At 65.2% G+C, this 15,503-nt stretch carries 11 protein-coding genes; 5 read left to right on the top strand and 6 right to left on the bottom strand.

Annotated features, from left to right (window positions below; genetic code table 11):
* Positions 1-172 precede the first annotated feature (172 nt).
* The 4 genes from AC2T4A_RS16830 to AC2T4A_RS16845 all read right to left on the bottom strand — a co-directional run bounded on the left by AC2T4A_RS16830 (position 173) and on the right by AC2T4A_RS16845 (position 3,938).
* A complete protein-coding gene (locus tag AC2T4A_RS16830) occupies positions 173-916 on the bottom strand; it encodes a class I SAM-dependent DNA methyltransferase (RefSeq protein ID WP_486741257.1) in 744 nt (247 codons plus the stop codon).
* Between the two features lie 152 nt (positions 917-1,068).
* Positions 1,069-1,992, bottom strand: a complete 924-nt coding sequence (locus AC2T4A_RS16835) for an MBL fold metallo-hydrolase (RefSeq protein WP_416749734.1) — start codon at positions 1,990-1,992, stop codon at positions 1,069-1,071.
* An 84-nt stretch (positions 1,993-2,076) separates the two neighbouring features.
* Positions 2,077-3,279, bottom strand: coding sequence for an NAD(P)/FAD-dependent oxidoreductase (locus AC2T4A_RS16840; protein WP_416749733.1), 1,203 nt, complete (start codon positions 3,277-3,279; stop codon positions 2,077-2,079).
* A gap of 284 nt (positions 3,280-3,563) precedes the next feature.
* A complete protein-coding gene (locus AC2T4A_RS16845) occupies positions 3,564-3,938 on the bottom strand; it encodes a response regulator transcription factor (protein WP_486741258.1) in 375 nt (124 codons plus the stop codon).
* Between the two features lie 341 nt (positions 3,939-4,279).
* Here AC2T4A_RS16845 and AC2T4A_RS16850 point away from each other — a divergent pair, with 341 nt between their 5' ends.
* The gene (locus tag AC2T4A_RS16850) at positions 4,280-5,215 is read left to right on the top strand and encodes a LysR family transcriptional regulator (protein ID WP_486741259.1); all 936 of its coding nucleotides are present in this window, start codon (positions 4,280-4,282) and stop codon (positions 5,213-5,215) included.
* 15 nt (positions 5,216-5,230) lie between these two features.
* Here the strand turns inward: AC2T4A_RS16850 and AC2T4A_RS16855 are convergent, their stop codons facing one another.
* Complete coding sequence (locus tag AC2T4A_RS16855) at positions 5,231-6,244, bottom strand: GlxA family transcriptional regulator (RefSeq protein WP_486741260.1); 1,014 nt, start codon at positions 6,242-6,244, stop codon at positions 5,231-5,233.
* 282 nt (positions 6,245-6,526) lie between these two features.
* Here AC2T4A_RS16855 and AC2T4A_RS16860 point away from each other — a divergent pair, with 282 nt between their 5' ends.
* From AC2T4A_RS16860 to AC2T4A_RS16875, 4 genes are all read left to right on the top strand, one after another.
* The gene (locus tag AC2T4A_RS16860; RefSeq protein ID WP_416749725.1) at positions 6,527-7,189 is read left to right on the top strand and encodes a response regulator transcription factor; all 663 of its coding nucleotides are present in this window, start codon (positions 6,527-6,529) and stop codon (positions 7,187-7,189) included.
* Between the two features lie 68 nt (positions 7,190-7,257).
* Entirely contained in the window at positions 7,258-12,753 is a 5,496-nt protein-coding gene (locus AC2T4A_RS16865; RefSeq protein WP_486741261.1) for a trifunctional serine/threonine-protein kinase/ATP-binding protein/sensor histidine kinase, read from the top strand.
* A 69-nt stretch (positions 12,754-12,822) separates the two neighbouring features.
* Positions 12,823-13,245, top strand: coding sequence for a MerR family transcriptional regulator (locus AC2T4A_RS16870; RefSeq protein ID WP_416749721.1), 423 nt, complete (start codon positions 12,823-12,825; stop codon positions 13,243-13,245).
* A complete protein-coding gene (locus AC2T4A_RS16875; protein WP_486741262.1) occupies positions 13,245-13,994 on the top strand; it encodes an SDR family NAD(P)-dependent oxidoreductase in 750 nt (249 codons plus the stop codon). The genes AC2T4A_RS16870 and AC2T4A_RS16875 overlap by 1 nt, the downstream gene beginning before the upstream one ends.
* A gap of 51 nt (positions 13,995-14,045) precedes the next feature.
* Here the strand turns inward: AC2T4A_RS16875 and AC2T4A_RS16880 are convergent, their stop codons facing one another.
* Entirely contained in the window at positions 14,046-15,023 is a 978-nt protein-coding gene (locus AC2T4A_RS16880) for an alpha/beta fold hydrolase (protein WP_416749716.1), read from the bottom strand.
* Between the last annotated feature and the right edge of the window lie 480 nt (positions 15,024-15,503).

Raw genomic sequence — 15,503 nt, forward strand, 5'->3', positions numbered from 1 at the left:
CTATCTGCCGGGTGCGCGACGCGCTGGCGCCGTTGGTCGTACGGTAGCTGTCGTCGAAGTCGAGACAGCATGATCGGTATTTTTCTATAACTCCTGAAGGAATTGTTTTTGTTATTTAAATAACCATAAGAAATAAAAAAAGGGCGTGGCGCCGCCACCTCGCAGCGCTCTCTCAGCGCTTCACACAGACGAACAAGGCATTGCCGGAACTGCCGGCCCAGGGCGTGATCCGCTCGTAGTCGTGTTCGAACATCTGCACCTCGAAGAGCGGCTCCAGCAGTCGCTGCAGCTCGGCGAAGGTCAGTGCGACCATCGCGTGTTCGTCCTGCCAGGCCTGGGTCTCGCCGGCTGTGGTCTTCTCGATGCTCAGGCGCAACGCCTGCTGCTCGCCCGCGCCGCTGTAGTACCAGCCCGAGCCGAAGGTGAACTGGCTGCCTTCGTGCTGTACCGAATGACGTACGAAGGAGCTGTTGTCGATCAGGCCCTTGTCCACGCTGTTGAAGCACAACACCCCGCCCTCCGCGAGAGCCCCGTGCACGCTCGCCAGGCACGCCTGCAACTGCTCCACGCCAGGGTTGTAGTGGATCGAGTAGAGGAAGCAGCTGATCAGGTCCTGCGGCTCGTCGACGCGGAAGCTCGCCATGTCCTGCCGGCTGAAGTGCGCCTCGGGGCAGCGCTGCCGGGCGATGTCCAGCATTGGCTGGTTGATGTCCAGGCCGGCGCTGCGGTAGCCGAAGTCGAGGAAGTGGCGCACGTGCGGCCCGGTCCCGCAGGCGAGGTCCAGGTGCCGCTCCCCCTGGTTGCCGAACAGCTGGTGCAGGCGGCGCACACAGTGGCTCTGCGCCTGGTAGTCGATGTCGGCGCACATCAGGTCGTAGTAGGAGGACAGGTCGGTGTACAGCGCGTTGGAGGACATAGGCAGCCAGGCAAAGGGTTCGCCGCAGGTTTGGGCGCGGCATGGTACATCAGCTGTAGGTCAGTCCTGCGGAAATCGGACTGGCGCGCAGGGGCTGATTGCGCAATCAAACCGCCCGGTGCGAGCCGGGCGGGGTTGCCTGGCGCTGGCTGTCAGTAATCCCAGAATCCGGCGATCCAGCGGAACGCATCACCATCGATGGCTACGCGGCCAACCGAAGGGAAGGGCAGGTGGGTGGCGACGAACAGCTCGCCGCTGGCCGCCGCTTCGCGCAGCAGGCGCACCCGCACGTGAACCGACTCCTCCGGATCATGCTCGAAGCCGTTGTGCCATTCCGGATGGTCGAAGGCCACCGGGAACAGCGCGTCGCCGGCAAATGTCAGGCGCTCGCCGGCGGAATCGACGTAGACGATGCAATGACCGGGAGTGTGGCCGCCGGTGAGCTTCGCCACCACGCCCGGCGCCACCTGGTGTTCGTCCTCGAAGATGCGCAGCCGGCTTTCGTAATGCGCCATGAATTCGTTGGCAGTGCGCCGCAGGACGTCCGGCACAGGCTGCGGCATTTCGGTCAGGCTGAAGTCCGGGATCTTCCAGAAATCGACTTCGGTGGCCGTGACGTGGATGCGCACCTCAGGGCTCAGGCCGTTCTTCACGGTGTCGGTCAGCAGCCCGCCGATGTGGTCCATGTGCATATGGGTGATTACGATATCGGTGATCGATGACAGCTCGATGCCGGCATCCTTCAGGCGCTTGGGGAACTGCCCGGCGCGAGGGAAGCCGGGGAACTGGTTGCCCAGGCCGGCATCGACCAGGATGGTCTGCTCGCCGCTGCGCACCACCAGTACGTTCAGCGCCCAGTCGAACATGTCCGGGCCCAGGTACATCTCCTTGAACCAGGCTGCGCGCTCTTCCGGGGTGGCGTTGGTCGACATGGTTTCGGTCGGCAGCGGCAGCACGCCGTCGCTGACCACCAGCACGTCGATCTCGCCCACGCGCAGGGCATAGCGCGAAGGCACCAGCTCCTGGGCTGGGGTGGCGGCATCGGGCTGGGCGAAGGTATTCAGGTGCATGGTCATGGTCGTTCTCCTGTTGCTTGTAGGTCGAGTCCATCAGGCGAATGGCGCTCCCTCGGGGGCGAGGGAGTGCGGGCAGAGCAGCGATCAGGCCACGGGGATCAGCGGGTCGGCGGCCGCCAGGGCGGAGCGGCGGTCGGCGGCCGGCGGGTAGATCCACACGGTGTTGATCTGCGTCTTGAGTTCCTTGGCCTCGGCCTTGACCAGCTTCAGCTGGCGGTCCCAGCCTTCGGTGTACACGGCGCCCCAGGCGCCCAGGTCCAGGCAGGTGACGTACTTGGGCTGGCGGTACTGGGTTGGAGCGACGCCCAGCAGGTCGGCGGCGGCGTTGTTGCCGGCGTGACGTCCGAGGCTGATGGCGTGCTGGCAGGACATCGCGGCGAAGTTGCCGATGTCATCGGTGGCGGCGTAGGCGACGTCACCGGCGGCGAAGACGTTCTGCAGTCCGCGCACCTTGAGGTTGCCGTCCACGTGCAGGCGGCCCTGGCCGTCGCGCTGGGCAGTCAGCTGCTCGGTCAGCGCGCTGGCGCGGAAGCCCACGGTCCAGATCACCGTGTGGCTCTCGATGTGGCGGCCGTCAGCGAGGGTGACGCCGTTGGCGTCCACGGCGGAGACCGTGGCGCCGGTGATCCATTCGATCCCCAGGCTGTCGGAGGCCTCGATGATCGACGGGCGGATGCCGTCGCCCATCACCGCACCGATGCGCTCTCCACGATCGACGATGATCACACGTACGTCCTGGTCTTCGCCCAGTACGGCACGCAAGCGCGCCGGCATTTCGGTGGCGGTCTCGATGCCGGTGAAACCGCCGCCAGCGATCACCACGGTGTTGCGTGCGCGGCTGGCCGGCTGATTGCGCAGCGACATCAGATGGCTTTCCAGGTGCGCCGCCGATTCGATCTGGTCAACGTCGAAGGCATATTCCTTCAGGCCTGGCACCGGCGGGCGGGACAGCTGGCTGCCGCTGGCCAGTACCAGGCGGTCGTAGCTCAGCTCGCCGGCGCGGCCGGTTTCGTCGCGGTAGCCGACCTTGCGGGACTGCTCGTCGATGCTCTCGGCTGTACCCTTTACGAAGCGCACGCCCACGGCTTCGAACAGTTCGGTCAGTGGAGCGAACATGCTGTGTACGTCGGGTTCGTAGAAGCGCGGGCGGATGCGCAGCTCGGCCTGCGGCGCCAGCAGGGTGATTTCCACATCGTTGCGGCTGTGCATGTCCAGCAGGCGGGCGGCGCTCAGTGCGCTCCACAGTCCACCGAAGCCCGCGCCAATAACCAGAAGTTGCTGTTTCATCATGTGCTCCTGACTCGAATGGATGATTTGCCTTGAAGTAACTTCTTCAAGTTCGGCGTGACGCTGACGGGGTTTAGCAAACTGTGGTTCGCGTTGTTCTGTCTGCAGTCGTCCGCTGTAAATCCATGCTAGGGAGGAGAGCTTCCGGATGCACTTCTACATCGGTGTGCGGGAATTACGCATGTGTGGAAGGGAACTATACGAAGGTATCGAGTGAGGCCGCGTGCAGTGCTCTTTCGCGCGGGAATGCGTGGGCGCAGTAACTTGGCGGGGAATTCTGAAACTCAGGGTTTGGGCAGCAGGGCGGTCTCGATGCAGTCCAGCAACTGGTCGGCTTCGAACGGCTTGGGCAGGCAGGCGATGACGCCGGGCATTTCGGTGCTGATGCGCGGCTTTTCGCCGGGGTAGGCGGTCATGAAGATCACTGGGAGTTCCAGGCCGCGGCTGCGCAACGCTTGGTAGAGTTCGACGCCGCACATGCCTGGCATCTGGATATCGGAGATCAGGCAGCCGGCCAGTTCCGGGCCGTCGGAGTCGAGGAACTCGCGGGCGCCGCCATAGGTGAGCGCCAGGTAGCCGGTAGCGCGCAGCAGGCCTTCCAGCGCGGTGCGCAGGGATTCGTCGTCGTCGACTACTGCAATGACAGCCTTATTGCGCATTTGCGTATATTGCATCCTCTGGGGCGCTCCTGGCGGCGCCTGCCGTACTTGCAAGATACGCCGTCGAACAAGTCGGAGAAGTATACCTAGGTATAGTCGGGCAACACCTCGGTATGGATATTTCGGCTTGCAGTCTAGTCTCGATGACATTTATGTCGGCAAGTTTCCCGGAGCAATACCCAGGTATTAGTCCGCATAACCAATGGGTGGCGATAGTGCACCCATGTACAACTGACTCGAAGGTTACGCCTGAATAATCTGCAATCACATCGCAAGCCTGGAGAAGTGAGCGGGCCCAGCGAAAGGCTGTTCGGATGCAACTTCACCAGGCGGGCGAAACCATGAACAGAAATGACCTGCGACATGCTGACATCAACTTGCTGGTTGTCTTCGAAACCATGATGCGCGAGCGCAACGTGACCCGGGCGGGCGAACGCCTGTTCCTCTGCCAGACCACCGTCAGCAGTGCGCTGAACCGGTTGCGGACGATGTTCGACGACCCGCTGTTCATCCGCAGCGGGCGGGCGATGGAGCCCACCGCGCGGGCCGAGGAAATCCATGTGCGCCTGGGACCAGCCCTGGAAGGCATTGCCCTGGCCTTGAGCTGCGCGCGGGAGTTCGACCCACGCACCAGCGAAGAGACTTTCCACGTCGGGCTCTGCGACGAAGTCGAGTACGCATTATTGCCCCGGCTGATGCAGCAACTGCGCGCCGAGGCGCCGAACATCACCCTGGTGGTGCGCCGGGTCGATGCCTGGCAACTGCCGCAACTGCTCGTCGCAGGGGACATCTCCCTGGGCATCGGTCAGGCGCAGGAGCTGCCGGCCAGCGCCCATTGCCGCAGCCTGCGCCCGGTGCAGCCGATGCTGCTGCGCGCGGACTCGTCGGCGGGGCCAGTGAGCCTCGATGAGTTCTGTCGGCGGCCCCATGTGGCGGTATCCGCGCTGGGCAAGGTGACCGACGATGTCGACCGCGCGCTGGCCCGTCATGACCGGCAGCGCCGGGTAGTGCTGGCGGTGCCGCAGTTCAGCGCCTTGCCGGCACTGCTGGCCAGCAGCGACATGCTTGCCATCGTGCCCGATTATGTGGCGCAGGCGATGGCGCGGGTGGAAGGCCTACGCGCCGAATACGCACCGCTGCCGCTGTCGAGCCCGGACCTGTCCATGGCCTGGCGCGGCACCAGCCACGCCGATCCGCGCGAGCGCTGGCTGCGCGGCTGTTTCGCCCGTCACCTGGAGCTGCAGCCGGAGCGTTCGCTGGCGCTGGCCGTGGCCTGAGCACGGCTGAAATGCTCAGCGGGTGAAGCGGCTGCGGTAGTCGCGCGGCGAGATCGACAGGTGGCGCTGGAAGGTGCTGCGCAGCCGTTCCTCGTCGGCGAAACCGCAAGCGCGGGCAATCTGCTCGATGTTGCGTGAGGAGTTTTCCAGCAGGCGTTTGGCCGCTTCCAGCCGGAACAGTTCGATGGCCTTGGCCGGCGTGCGCCCGGTGCGTTCCTTGTACACGCGGGAGAAGTTGCGCAGGCTCATCTTTGCCTGTTCGGCCAGGCGTTCCACGGTCAGTTCCGGGTTGCCCAGGTTCTCCGCCAGCCACAGGTGGAGCTCGTCGAAGGCGGGGCTGTCCTGGGTCTGCAATTGCAGCAGGGTGCTGTACTGCGCCTGCCCGCCAGGGCGCTTGAGGTACACCACCAGTTCACGCGCCGCCTGCATGCTGACCTCGCGGCCGCAGTCGGCTTCCACCAGCGCCAGTGCGAGATCGATGCCGGCGGTGACACCGGCCGAGGTCCAGACCGCGCCCTGCTGGATGAAGATCGCGTCGGCATCCACCTCCAAGGCTGGGAAGCGCTGCTGCAGGGTTTCACACATGGCCCAGTGAGTCGCGGCGCGACAGCCGTCGAGCAGTCCGGCCTTGGCCAGCAGGAAGGCGCCGCTGCACACCGATGCAACTCGGCGCACTCTGGGCGCCGCATGGTTCAGCCAGGCCGCCAGATCGCCGTGGCTGTCGAGGGTTTCGCAGATGTCCGGGGCGCCGGGGACAACCAGGGTATCGATTTCGGCGAGGCCGAGTTCAGCCAGGGCGCTTGTATCCACCGACAGTCCTTCGACGGTGCTCACCAGCCCACCGCGCAGGCTTGCCGTCAGTAGTCGGTAGCCCGGCAGGCCGCGCTGTGCCAGGGCCTTGCTGGCGGCCCAGAACACAGTCTGGGCACCGCTCAGGTCGAGCAGGCCCATCTGTGGGTAGGCGACGAAGGCGACGGTGATCGGTGTCGTCGCGGGGAGTGGGTAAGGAGGAGCAAAAGCGCTTGCCATCGGGGTTCTGCCTGTTCGGGTGGCCGGGTGGAAGAGAGCTGGTGGCCGGGCGCTTCCAGGGCCACAGATGTGGCCGATTTTCAGGGGTTTATGGCCTGGCGGCGCTTCGCTTCGCCAGGCTAGCCTTGCTCGCAGCAGCGGCGTGGCGCGCGCCATGGCCGAATCTGCAGGCACCGCTCCGGCCCCCATGACCATTGGGCTGGCATTTTGCCGCGGGCCCTATCATGGACTAGATTTTTTGACCTGCACACCGCGAGTGTCGCGGTCCCAAAAGGAGGCAAGATGATCTCGTCGTCGCATTCCAATCCGCCGCAAGGCCCGAAGGAGCCGGTGGTCTATGTGGTCGATGACGACGAGTCCATGCGCCTCGCTCTCGATGGCCTGCTGCGCTCCATCGGGCTGCAGGTGCAGACCTTCGATTCGACCCAGGCTTTTCTGTCCTTTGCCCGGCGTAACGTTCCCAGTTGCCTGGTTCTCGACGTGCGCCTGCGCGGCGAGAGCGGCCTGGCGTTCCAGGAACAGATGGAGAAAAGCGGAGTGCGCATGCCCATCGTGTTCATGACTGGTCACGGCGATATCGCCATGACGGTCAAGGCCATGAAGGCCGGAGCGGTGGATTTCCTGGCCAAGCCCTTCCGCGATCAGGACATGCTCGACGCGGTGGCCAGTGCCCTGGCCCGCGATGGTGAACGGCTGCAGGCCGAACAGTCCGGCGCGGTGTTGCGTCAGGCCTTCGAGGCGCTGACATTGCGTGAACGCGAGGTGCTGCGCTTTGTTGTGGCCGGGTTGATGAACAAGCAGATCGCTGCCGAACTCAACCTCAGCGAAGTGACCGTGAAGGTTCACCGAGGCCAGGTGATGAAGAAGCTGGCAGCGCGTTCGGTCGCCGACCTTGTGCGTATGGCCGAGGCCCTGGGCGTCGAGCCATTGCAGCGGACGACCTGAACCGATTGCAAGACAGTCGCTGACCGCCACTCGGGGGCAGCAGAAACCCCTGAGAGGTTGCCGAGCCGATGGCCAGCAAACAGAAGATCCTGTGGGACGACGGCGAGCGGGTGTTCTGCCGCGCCCGCCCATCCAGTGATGGTGGCGCCAGCGTGTTGCTGGTGCGGCCGGCCGCCGAACATCCCTTGCCTGCCACGCTGGAGCGGCTGGCCCATGAGTACAGTCTGCGTGACGAACTGCACAGCGCCTGGGCGTTGCGCCCACAGGCGCTGCATCGTGAAGGCGGCAAGACCCGCCTGCTGCTCGATGATCCCGGCGGCGAACCGCTTTCACGCTTGCTGCGCCAGGCCCTGGACACTGGAACCTGTCTGCGCCTGGCCGTGGACATCGCCGTGGCCCTGCGTCACCTGCACCAGCGTGGCCTTGTGCACAAGGACCTCAAACCCAACCACATCCAGGTAAACTGCACCGATGGCCAGGCACGCCTGACCGGCTTCGGTCTGGCCTCGCGATTGCCGCGCGAGCGACAGGCGCCCGAGCCACCGGAGACCATTGCCGGCACGCTGGCCTACATGGCGCCGGAACAGACCGGGCGGATGAACCGCTCCATCGACTCGCGCAGCGACCTCTATGCCTTTGGTGTGGTGCTCTACCAGATGCTAACCGGCACGCTGCCGTTCATAGCCAGCGACCCGATGGAGTGGGTGCACTGCCACATCGCACGCAAGCCGCTGCCGCCCGGTGAACGGGTTGCCGGCGTGCCGCCGATGCTCTCGCAGATCGTCCTCAAGCTGCTCGCCAAGACCGCCGAGGAGCGTTACCAGAGTGCTGCCGGCGTCGAGCACGACCTGCGCCGCTGCCTGGACGACTGGCAACGGGAAGGGCGCATTGAGCCCTTCAGCCTGGACGAGCAGGGCACGCCGGATCGCCTACTGGTCCCTGAGAAACTCTACGGCCGCGAGCATGAGGTCGAGGTGCTGGTGGAGGCCTTCGCGCGCATCGTCGCCAGCAGCACGCCAGAGCTGGTGCTGGTATCGGGCTATTCCGGGATCGGCAAGTCGTCGGTGGTCAACGAGCTGCACAAGGTGCTGGTGCCGCCGCGCGGGTTGTTCGCTTCCGGCAAGTTCGACCAGTACAAGCGCGACATTCCTTACTCGACGTTGGTGCAGGCCTTCCAGGGGCTGGTGCGCACGCTGCTGGGCAAGAGCGGTGACGTGCTGGAGGGCTGGCGCAGTGCGCTGCTGGAGGCATTGGAGCCCAACGCCCGGTTGATTACCGATCTGATTCCCGAGCTGCGGCTGATTATCGGCGAGCAGCCACCGGTGCCGGAGCTTGAGCCGCAGCAGGCTCAGCGTCGCTTTTTGCTGGTGTTCCGCCGTTTCATCGGGGTGTTCGCCCGTGCTGATCACCCGCTGGCGCTGTTCCTCGACGACCTGCAATGGCTGGATGCGGCGACCCTCGACCTGCTGGAAGATCTACTCACCCATTCGGAGCTGCGCCACCTGATGCTGGTGGGCGCCTACCGCGACAACGAGGTGGACGCCAGTCATCCGCTGACGCGCAAGCTGCAAGCCATCCGCCAGGCCGGCGTGCGCATCGACGAGATCCGCCTGACACCGCTGGCCCGCGCGCACATCGAACAGTTGATCGCCGAGGCCCTGCGTTGTCCGCCGCCAAGCATCGTGGCGCTGGCCCGGCTGGTGCAGGACAAGACCGCTGGCAACCCGTTCTTCGTCATCCAGTTCCTCCAGGCGCTGGCCGAGGAAGAGTTGCTGACCTACGACCATGAAGCCCGGCGCTGGCGCTGGGAGCCCGAGCGCATCCACGCCAAGGGCTTCACCGACAATGTCGTCGACCTCATGGTCGGCAAGCTTGCGCGCCTGCCTCTGGAAACCCGCGAGGCCCTGCAGCAGTTGGCCTGCCTGGGCAACATGGCGCAGATCGATACCCTGGCGACTGTGCTCGACCTGCCGTCGGCCAAGGTCCACTCGATACTCTGGTCGGCGGTGCGCCAGGAACTGGTGGAGCGCGTGGAGGGCGCCTGCGCGTTTGCCCACGACCGCATTCACGAGGCAGCGTATTCACTGATTGCCGAAACCTCCCGTGCCGAGGCGCACCTGCGCATCGGTCGTCTGCTGGCCGAGCAGACGCCGGCGGAGCGGCGCGAAGAGGCCATCTTCGAAATCGTCGGCCAGCTCAATCGCGGCGCTGGGCTGATCGAAGCCCGCGCCGAGCGTGAACAACTGGCCGAGTACAACCTGCTGGCCGGGCAGCGCGCCAAGGCCTCCAGCGCCTACAGCTCGGCGCTGGCCTACCTGGGCGCAGGCGCGGAACTGCTCGATGCCGATTGCTGGGAACGCCGCCACGACCTGTGCTTCGCCCTGGAGCTCAACCGCGCCGAGTGCGAGTTCCTCACCGGCCAGTTGATGCAGGCCGACGAGCGCCTCACCGCGCTGACGCCACGCGCCGCCACCACGGTGGAACAGGCGGCAGTGGCCTGTCTGCAGATGGATGTGTGCCTGTTGCAGGATCGTAGTGACAGGGCGGTCGCCGTATGCCTGGCCTACCTGGAGGCTGTCGGCATCCACTGGTCAGCGCATCCGGACGATGATCAGGTGCGCGAGGAGTACCAGCAGATCTGGACACAACTGGGCGAGCGCAGCATCGAACAGCTCATCGACCTGCCACTGATGGAGGACGCTGCCTCTCTGGCGACACTGGATGCCCTCTGCAAGCTGTTCGCGCCGGCGCTGCAGAGTGACGCCAACCTGGCCAGCCTGACCATCTGCAAGGCCGTCAGCCTGAGCCTGGAGCGAGGCAACTGCGACGCATCCTGCATGCTCTATGCGAATGTCGGACGCATCGCCGGCCGCCGCTTTGGCGATTACGAGGCCGGCTATCGCTTTGGTCGCCTGGGCTGCGAGCTAGTCGATAGGCGCGGCCTGAATCGCCATGAAGCGCGAACCTACCTGTGCTTCTCGATGTTCGTGGCACGCTGGATGCGGCCGGTACGCGAGTGCCGGGAACTGCTGCGCCGTGCTTTCGTCGCGGCCAACCGCGTCGGCGACCTCGCTTACGCCGCCTATGCCGGCAACGGTCACAACTCCGATGTGCTGTTTCTCGGCGAGCCACTGGCGCAGGTGCACGAAGAGGCCGAGCAGGGTTTGGCCTATGCGCAGAAGGTGCGCTTCGGCCTGGTGGTGGATTTCATCAGCACACAACTGGCGCTAATCCGTACGCTTCGCGGGCAGACCTCGACCTTCGGCTGTTTCGACGATCCGCAGTTCGACGAGGCGCGTTTCGAAGCGCACCTGGAGAGCACACCCGACCTTGCGCTGGCAGCGGCCAAGTACTGGACGCGCAAGCTCCAGGCGCGCTACATGGCGGGGGACTACGCCGCGGCCATGGACTGTGTGAGGCGGGCGAAGGCGCTGCTGTGGGTGGTGGAGTCCTTCACCGAGGAGGCCGAGTATCAATTCCATGCGGCGCTGACCCTGGCCGCCAGCTCCGATGCCATCGAGGCCGGCGAGCGGCCCGGCCTTTTGCAGGAGCTGACCGGCCATCACGTGCAGTTGCAGGTGTGGGCGCAGCAGTGCTCTGAATCCTTCGCCTGCCGCGTGGCACTGGTGGGCGCGGAAATCGCCCGCATCGAAGGGCGGCTGGTTGACGCCGAGCTGCTCTACGAAGAGGCCATCCGCCAAGCGCAGGACAACGGCTTCGTGCAGATCGAGGCGCTGGCCAACGAGCTGGCGGGGCGTTTCTACGGCAGTCGCGGACTGGCCAAGATCGCCCGCGTCTACCTGCAGGACGCGCGCTACGGCTACCTGCGCTGGGGCGCCGACGGCAAGGTACGTCAACTTGAAGGACGCTATCGCTATCTGCGCAACGAGGAGCCCGCGCCTGGCCCGACCGCGACCATCGCCACCCCGGTGGAGCACCTGGACCTGGCCACGGTGCTCAAGGTGTCCCAGGCCGCCTCGGGGGAGATCGTCCTGGAGAAGCTGATCGACATGGTGATGCGCACCGCCATTGAGCAGGCCGGCGCCGAACGCGGCGTGCTGGTCCTCGCCGAAGCGGGCGAGCCGCGCATCGCGGCGCTGGCAACTGTCGGTGATGGGGCGATGCTGTTGTGCAACGAACCGATCAGCGCGGCCGCGCTGGCTGAAACGGTGCTCTACCAGGTGCTACGCACCGGCGAGAGTCTATGCCTGGAAGACGCCATGGTCGATCCGGGACTCACCACCGACCCCTATGTCCGCCAGCACGGCGCGCGTTCAATCCTCTGCATGCCACTGATGAACCAGGCCAAGCTCACCGGCGCGCTGTACCTGGAGAACAACCTCTCGGCCGGCGTGTTCAGCCCGGCGCGGATCGCCGTGCTGCGGTTGCTGGCCTCACAGGCGGCAATCTCCCTGGAGAACGCGCGCCTGTACCGCGATGCGGCGGAGCGCGAGGCGAAGATTCGTCGGCTGGTGGACGCCAACATCATCGGCATTATCGTCTGGAGTGCAGGCGGCGAGATAGCCGAAGCCAACGACGCCTTCCTGCGCATGGTCGGCTACGAGCGCGACGACCTACTGTCCGGCCGCGTGCGCTGGCACGACATGACCCCGCCCGAATCCCTGGCACTGAGTCAGGCGCATCTTGCCACGGCTATTCGGACTGGGCATGCGCAGCCCTTCGAGAAGGAATACATCCGCAAGGATGGCAGCCGCGTGCCGGTGATCGTCGGCCTGGCCGCCTTCGAGGCCAGCCAGCAGGAAGGTGTGGCCTTCGTGCTCGATCTCACTGAGCGCAAGCGGGCCGAGGAGCGCGTGCGCGAGGGCGAGCGCCGCTATCGCGAGGTACAGACGGAACTGGCCCACGCCAACCGCGTGGCGACCATGGGGCAACTGGCGGCGTCCATCGCCCACGAGGTGAACCAGCCGATTGCCGCCACCGTGACCAATGCCAATGCCGCCTTACGCTGGCTGGGTGCGCAGCCGCCGGAGCTTGGCGAAGTCAGCCAGGTGCTGGGGCGCATCATCAAGGACGCCAATCGAGCGGCCGAGGTGCTGGGGCGCATCCGTCAGCTGATCCGCAAGACCCCGCCGCAGAGGCAGCCGGTGGACGTCAGTGCGGCGCTGCGCGAGATGGTCGAGTTCACCCGCGGCGAGGCGGCCAAGTGCGGCGCCGTGGTGCGTGTCGAACTTGCCGACGGCCTGCCGGAAGTGGAGGGCGATCGGGTCGAGTTGCAGCAGGTGATGCTCAATCTGATCGTCAATGCGCTGGAAGCCATGGGCGGTGTTCCTGCCAGCGAGCGCCGCCTGCTGGTCAGCTCCGAGTACGACGAAGATGGTGTGCGGGTGAGGGTGTGCGACAGCGGGCCCGGCTTCGCCGAGAGCAATTCGGACCTGCTCTTCGCCCCGTTCTACACCACCAAGGCCACCGGTATGGGCATGGGCCTGTCGATCTGCCGCTCGATCATCGACAGCCATGGCGGTCGTCTCTGGGCCAGCGCCAACCAGCCCCGTGGTGCGGTGGTGCAGTTCACCCTGCCGGCGCATCCCGCGAAGGACGCCTGAAAAAGCCAAAGGGGGGCTTGACCTTGACACTAGCGTCAAGCCCTCAGAGTTCTCCCATCGGAGGTCAACATGCAAATCGGAGAGCTGGCCTTGCGCGCCGGCGTCAGTACACGGGCGCTGCGCCACTACGAGTCGCGGCAGTTGATCGAGTCGTCGCGGCTGGACAATGGTTATCGCGACTATGCCTCGTCCATGGTCCAGCGCGTGCTCTGGGTTCGTGAGCTGCTCGAGTGCGGCTTCAGCACCCGGCAGATCCACGGCCTGCTGCAGTATCTGGAGGAAGAGGAAGATAGCGAGGGCTTCCTCGCCTGCCTGCAGCAGCACCTGGAAAAGCTGGTAGCGCTGGATGCACTCCAGGCGCAACTGGCCGTGCGCCGCGAGCGCCTGGCGGAGAAGATCGAGCGTTATCTGCCCCTGCACGAGAGCCTGGTGCGCGCCCCCGATCTGCGACCTCTTGAACGAGCTCATGCACAAGCCACGTTGGAGAGATGATGGGAAAGCTAAGCAACAAGGTCGCCCTGATCACGGGCGGCAACAGCGGTATCGGACTGGCTACCGCACAACGATTCGCCCTGGAAGGTGCCGAAGTGGTCATCACCGGGCGCCGCCGGGATGCGCTGGAGGAGGCGGTCGGCCTCATCGGTGAAAGCGCCGTTGGTATCCGCGCGGACGCCAGCCGGCTGGCGGATCTGGACGCGCTGTATCAGGAGGTGGGCGAGCGCTTCGGTCGCCTCGACGTGTTGGTCGCCAATGCCGGCATCATTCGCCCGGCTCCGGGGGATCAGGTTGACGAACAGCAGTTCGACGAGCAGTTCGACATCAACGTCAAGGGCGTCTTCTACACCATCCAGAAAGCGCTGCCTCTGCTGCGCGACGGCGGCTCCATCGTACTGGTGTCGTCCATCGCCCACCTGAAGGCACTGGAAGCTCATGCGGTCTATGCAGCGACCAAGGCGGCGGTGCGCTCTTTCGCCCGTAGCTGGGCGGCGGAACTCAAGGGCCGGAACATCCGTGTCAACTGCCTGAGCCCTGGCCCGGTGCTGACGCCGATCATCGGCAAGATGGGTGTTGACGAGGCGCAGTTCGATGCTTTCGAAAAGCAGCTGGCAGGGCTGATCCCGCTCGGCCGCCTTGGCCGTCCGGAGGAGCTGGCGAACGCGGCGCTGTTCCTCGCATCCGACGACAGCAGTTTCATCACCGGCGTCGACCTGTGTGTCGATGGCGGTTTGTCACAGCTCTGAACCGCAAAAGGCCCGATGCGATCGCGCCGGGCCTTTTGCGTTATGCCGCCGTCAGCTTTTGATGAAGGCCAGCAGGTCCGCGTTGATGGTGTCGGCGTGGGTGGTGCACATGCCGTGGGGCAGGCCGGGGTAGGTCTTCAGGGTGCCGTGCCGCAGGAGCTTGATCGAGAGCCGCGCGGAGTCGTCGATGGGGACGATCTGATCGTCCTCACCGTGCAGCACCAGGGTCGGCACCGCGATCAGCTTCAGATCCTCCGTGAAGTCGGTTTCCGAGAAGGCTGCAATGCAGTCGTAATGAGCCTTGGCACCACCATTCATGCCCTGGCGCCACCAATTGTCGATCACCGCTTCGGAGACCTTCGCACCTGGTCGGTTGAAGCCGTAGAAGGGGCCTGCCGCCACGTCGCGGTAGAAGTTCGAACGGCTGGCGGCGAGTGCCTCGCGGAAGCCGTCGAAGACCTTCAGCGGCAGTCCGCCTGGGTTTTTCTCGGATTGCAGCATGATCGGCGGTACAGCGCCGATCAGCACTGCCTTGGCAACGCGGCCGGCACCATGGCGCGCGACGTAGCGTGCGACCTCGCCACCGCCAGTGGAGTGGCCGATGTGCACGGCATTCTTCAGGTCCAGGTGCGCAGCTAGTTCCGCCAGGTCGGCGGCATAGGTATCCATGTCATTGCCTTGCGCCGTCTGCGTGGAGCGGCCATGGCCACGGCGGTCATGGGCGATCACGCGGTACCCCTTGGCGAGGAAGAACAGCATCTGATTGTCCCAGTCGTCTCCCGAGAGCGGCCAGCCGTGGTGGAACACGATGGGCTGCCCGCTGCCCCAATCCTTGTAGAACAATTGGGTGCCGTCACGCAGTGTGAGGTATCCCGACCCTTGCTCCTTGCGGCGTGCGCCCGTGGCGGCCGGTGCCTGGGCAGCGCTCGCCGGGCTTGCCAGCATGGGGACGGCAACCGCCAGGGTCGCGGCGGCTACGCCCGCGCTCATCAGGGCGCGGCGGGTGGTTCCTTTGGTCTCGTCGGTCATGGTGAAAGCTCTCGTCAGGGTACCGCTCGCGCGGCGAATGGGACCGGCCCGTTCCGGACTCGAAGCGACTGTGCGGTCGTTACGAAGGCGGATCGCCGGTAGGCAAACCCTATTCGCTGGCCGGAGGCTCCCACCATCGTCCATGGGTATCGCGCCACCATACTTAGGTTTTGCGGGATTGCACCGGAGTGTGCCGGCGTCAGTACAAGCCCCTGATTCGAAGCGCAGCGAGGCGGCGCGCAAGCAGGTGGCCAGCAGGGATGGAAAAATTCCTGCGCGACACTGGGCGGGTCGACGGGGCCGCAGCGGACGGCCATTTTTTTCATTGGCCTCGAAGATATTTTTACTAATTTTCCTCGGCGACGAGCTGAAGCACCATGCGGCCCCATTCGAACAACAACGTCCTTCGAGGCGGCCAGCAGGAGTGCCCAGTGCAAGCGTTCAACGAGTGGCGGCAGTGTTTTGCAGCACAGACTTTCA

The sequence above is a fragment of the Pseudomonas sp. PVC-3-1 genome (genome assembly GCF_057444315.1).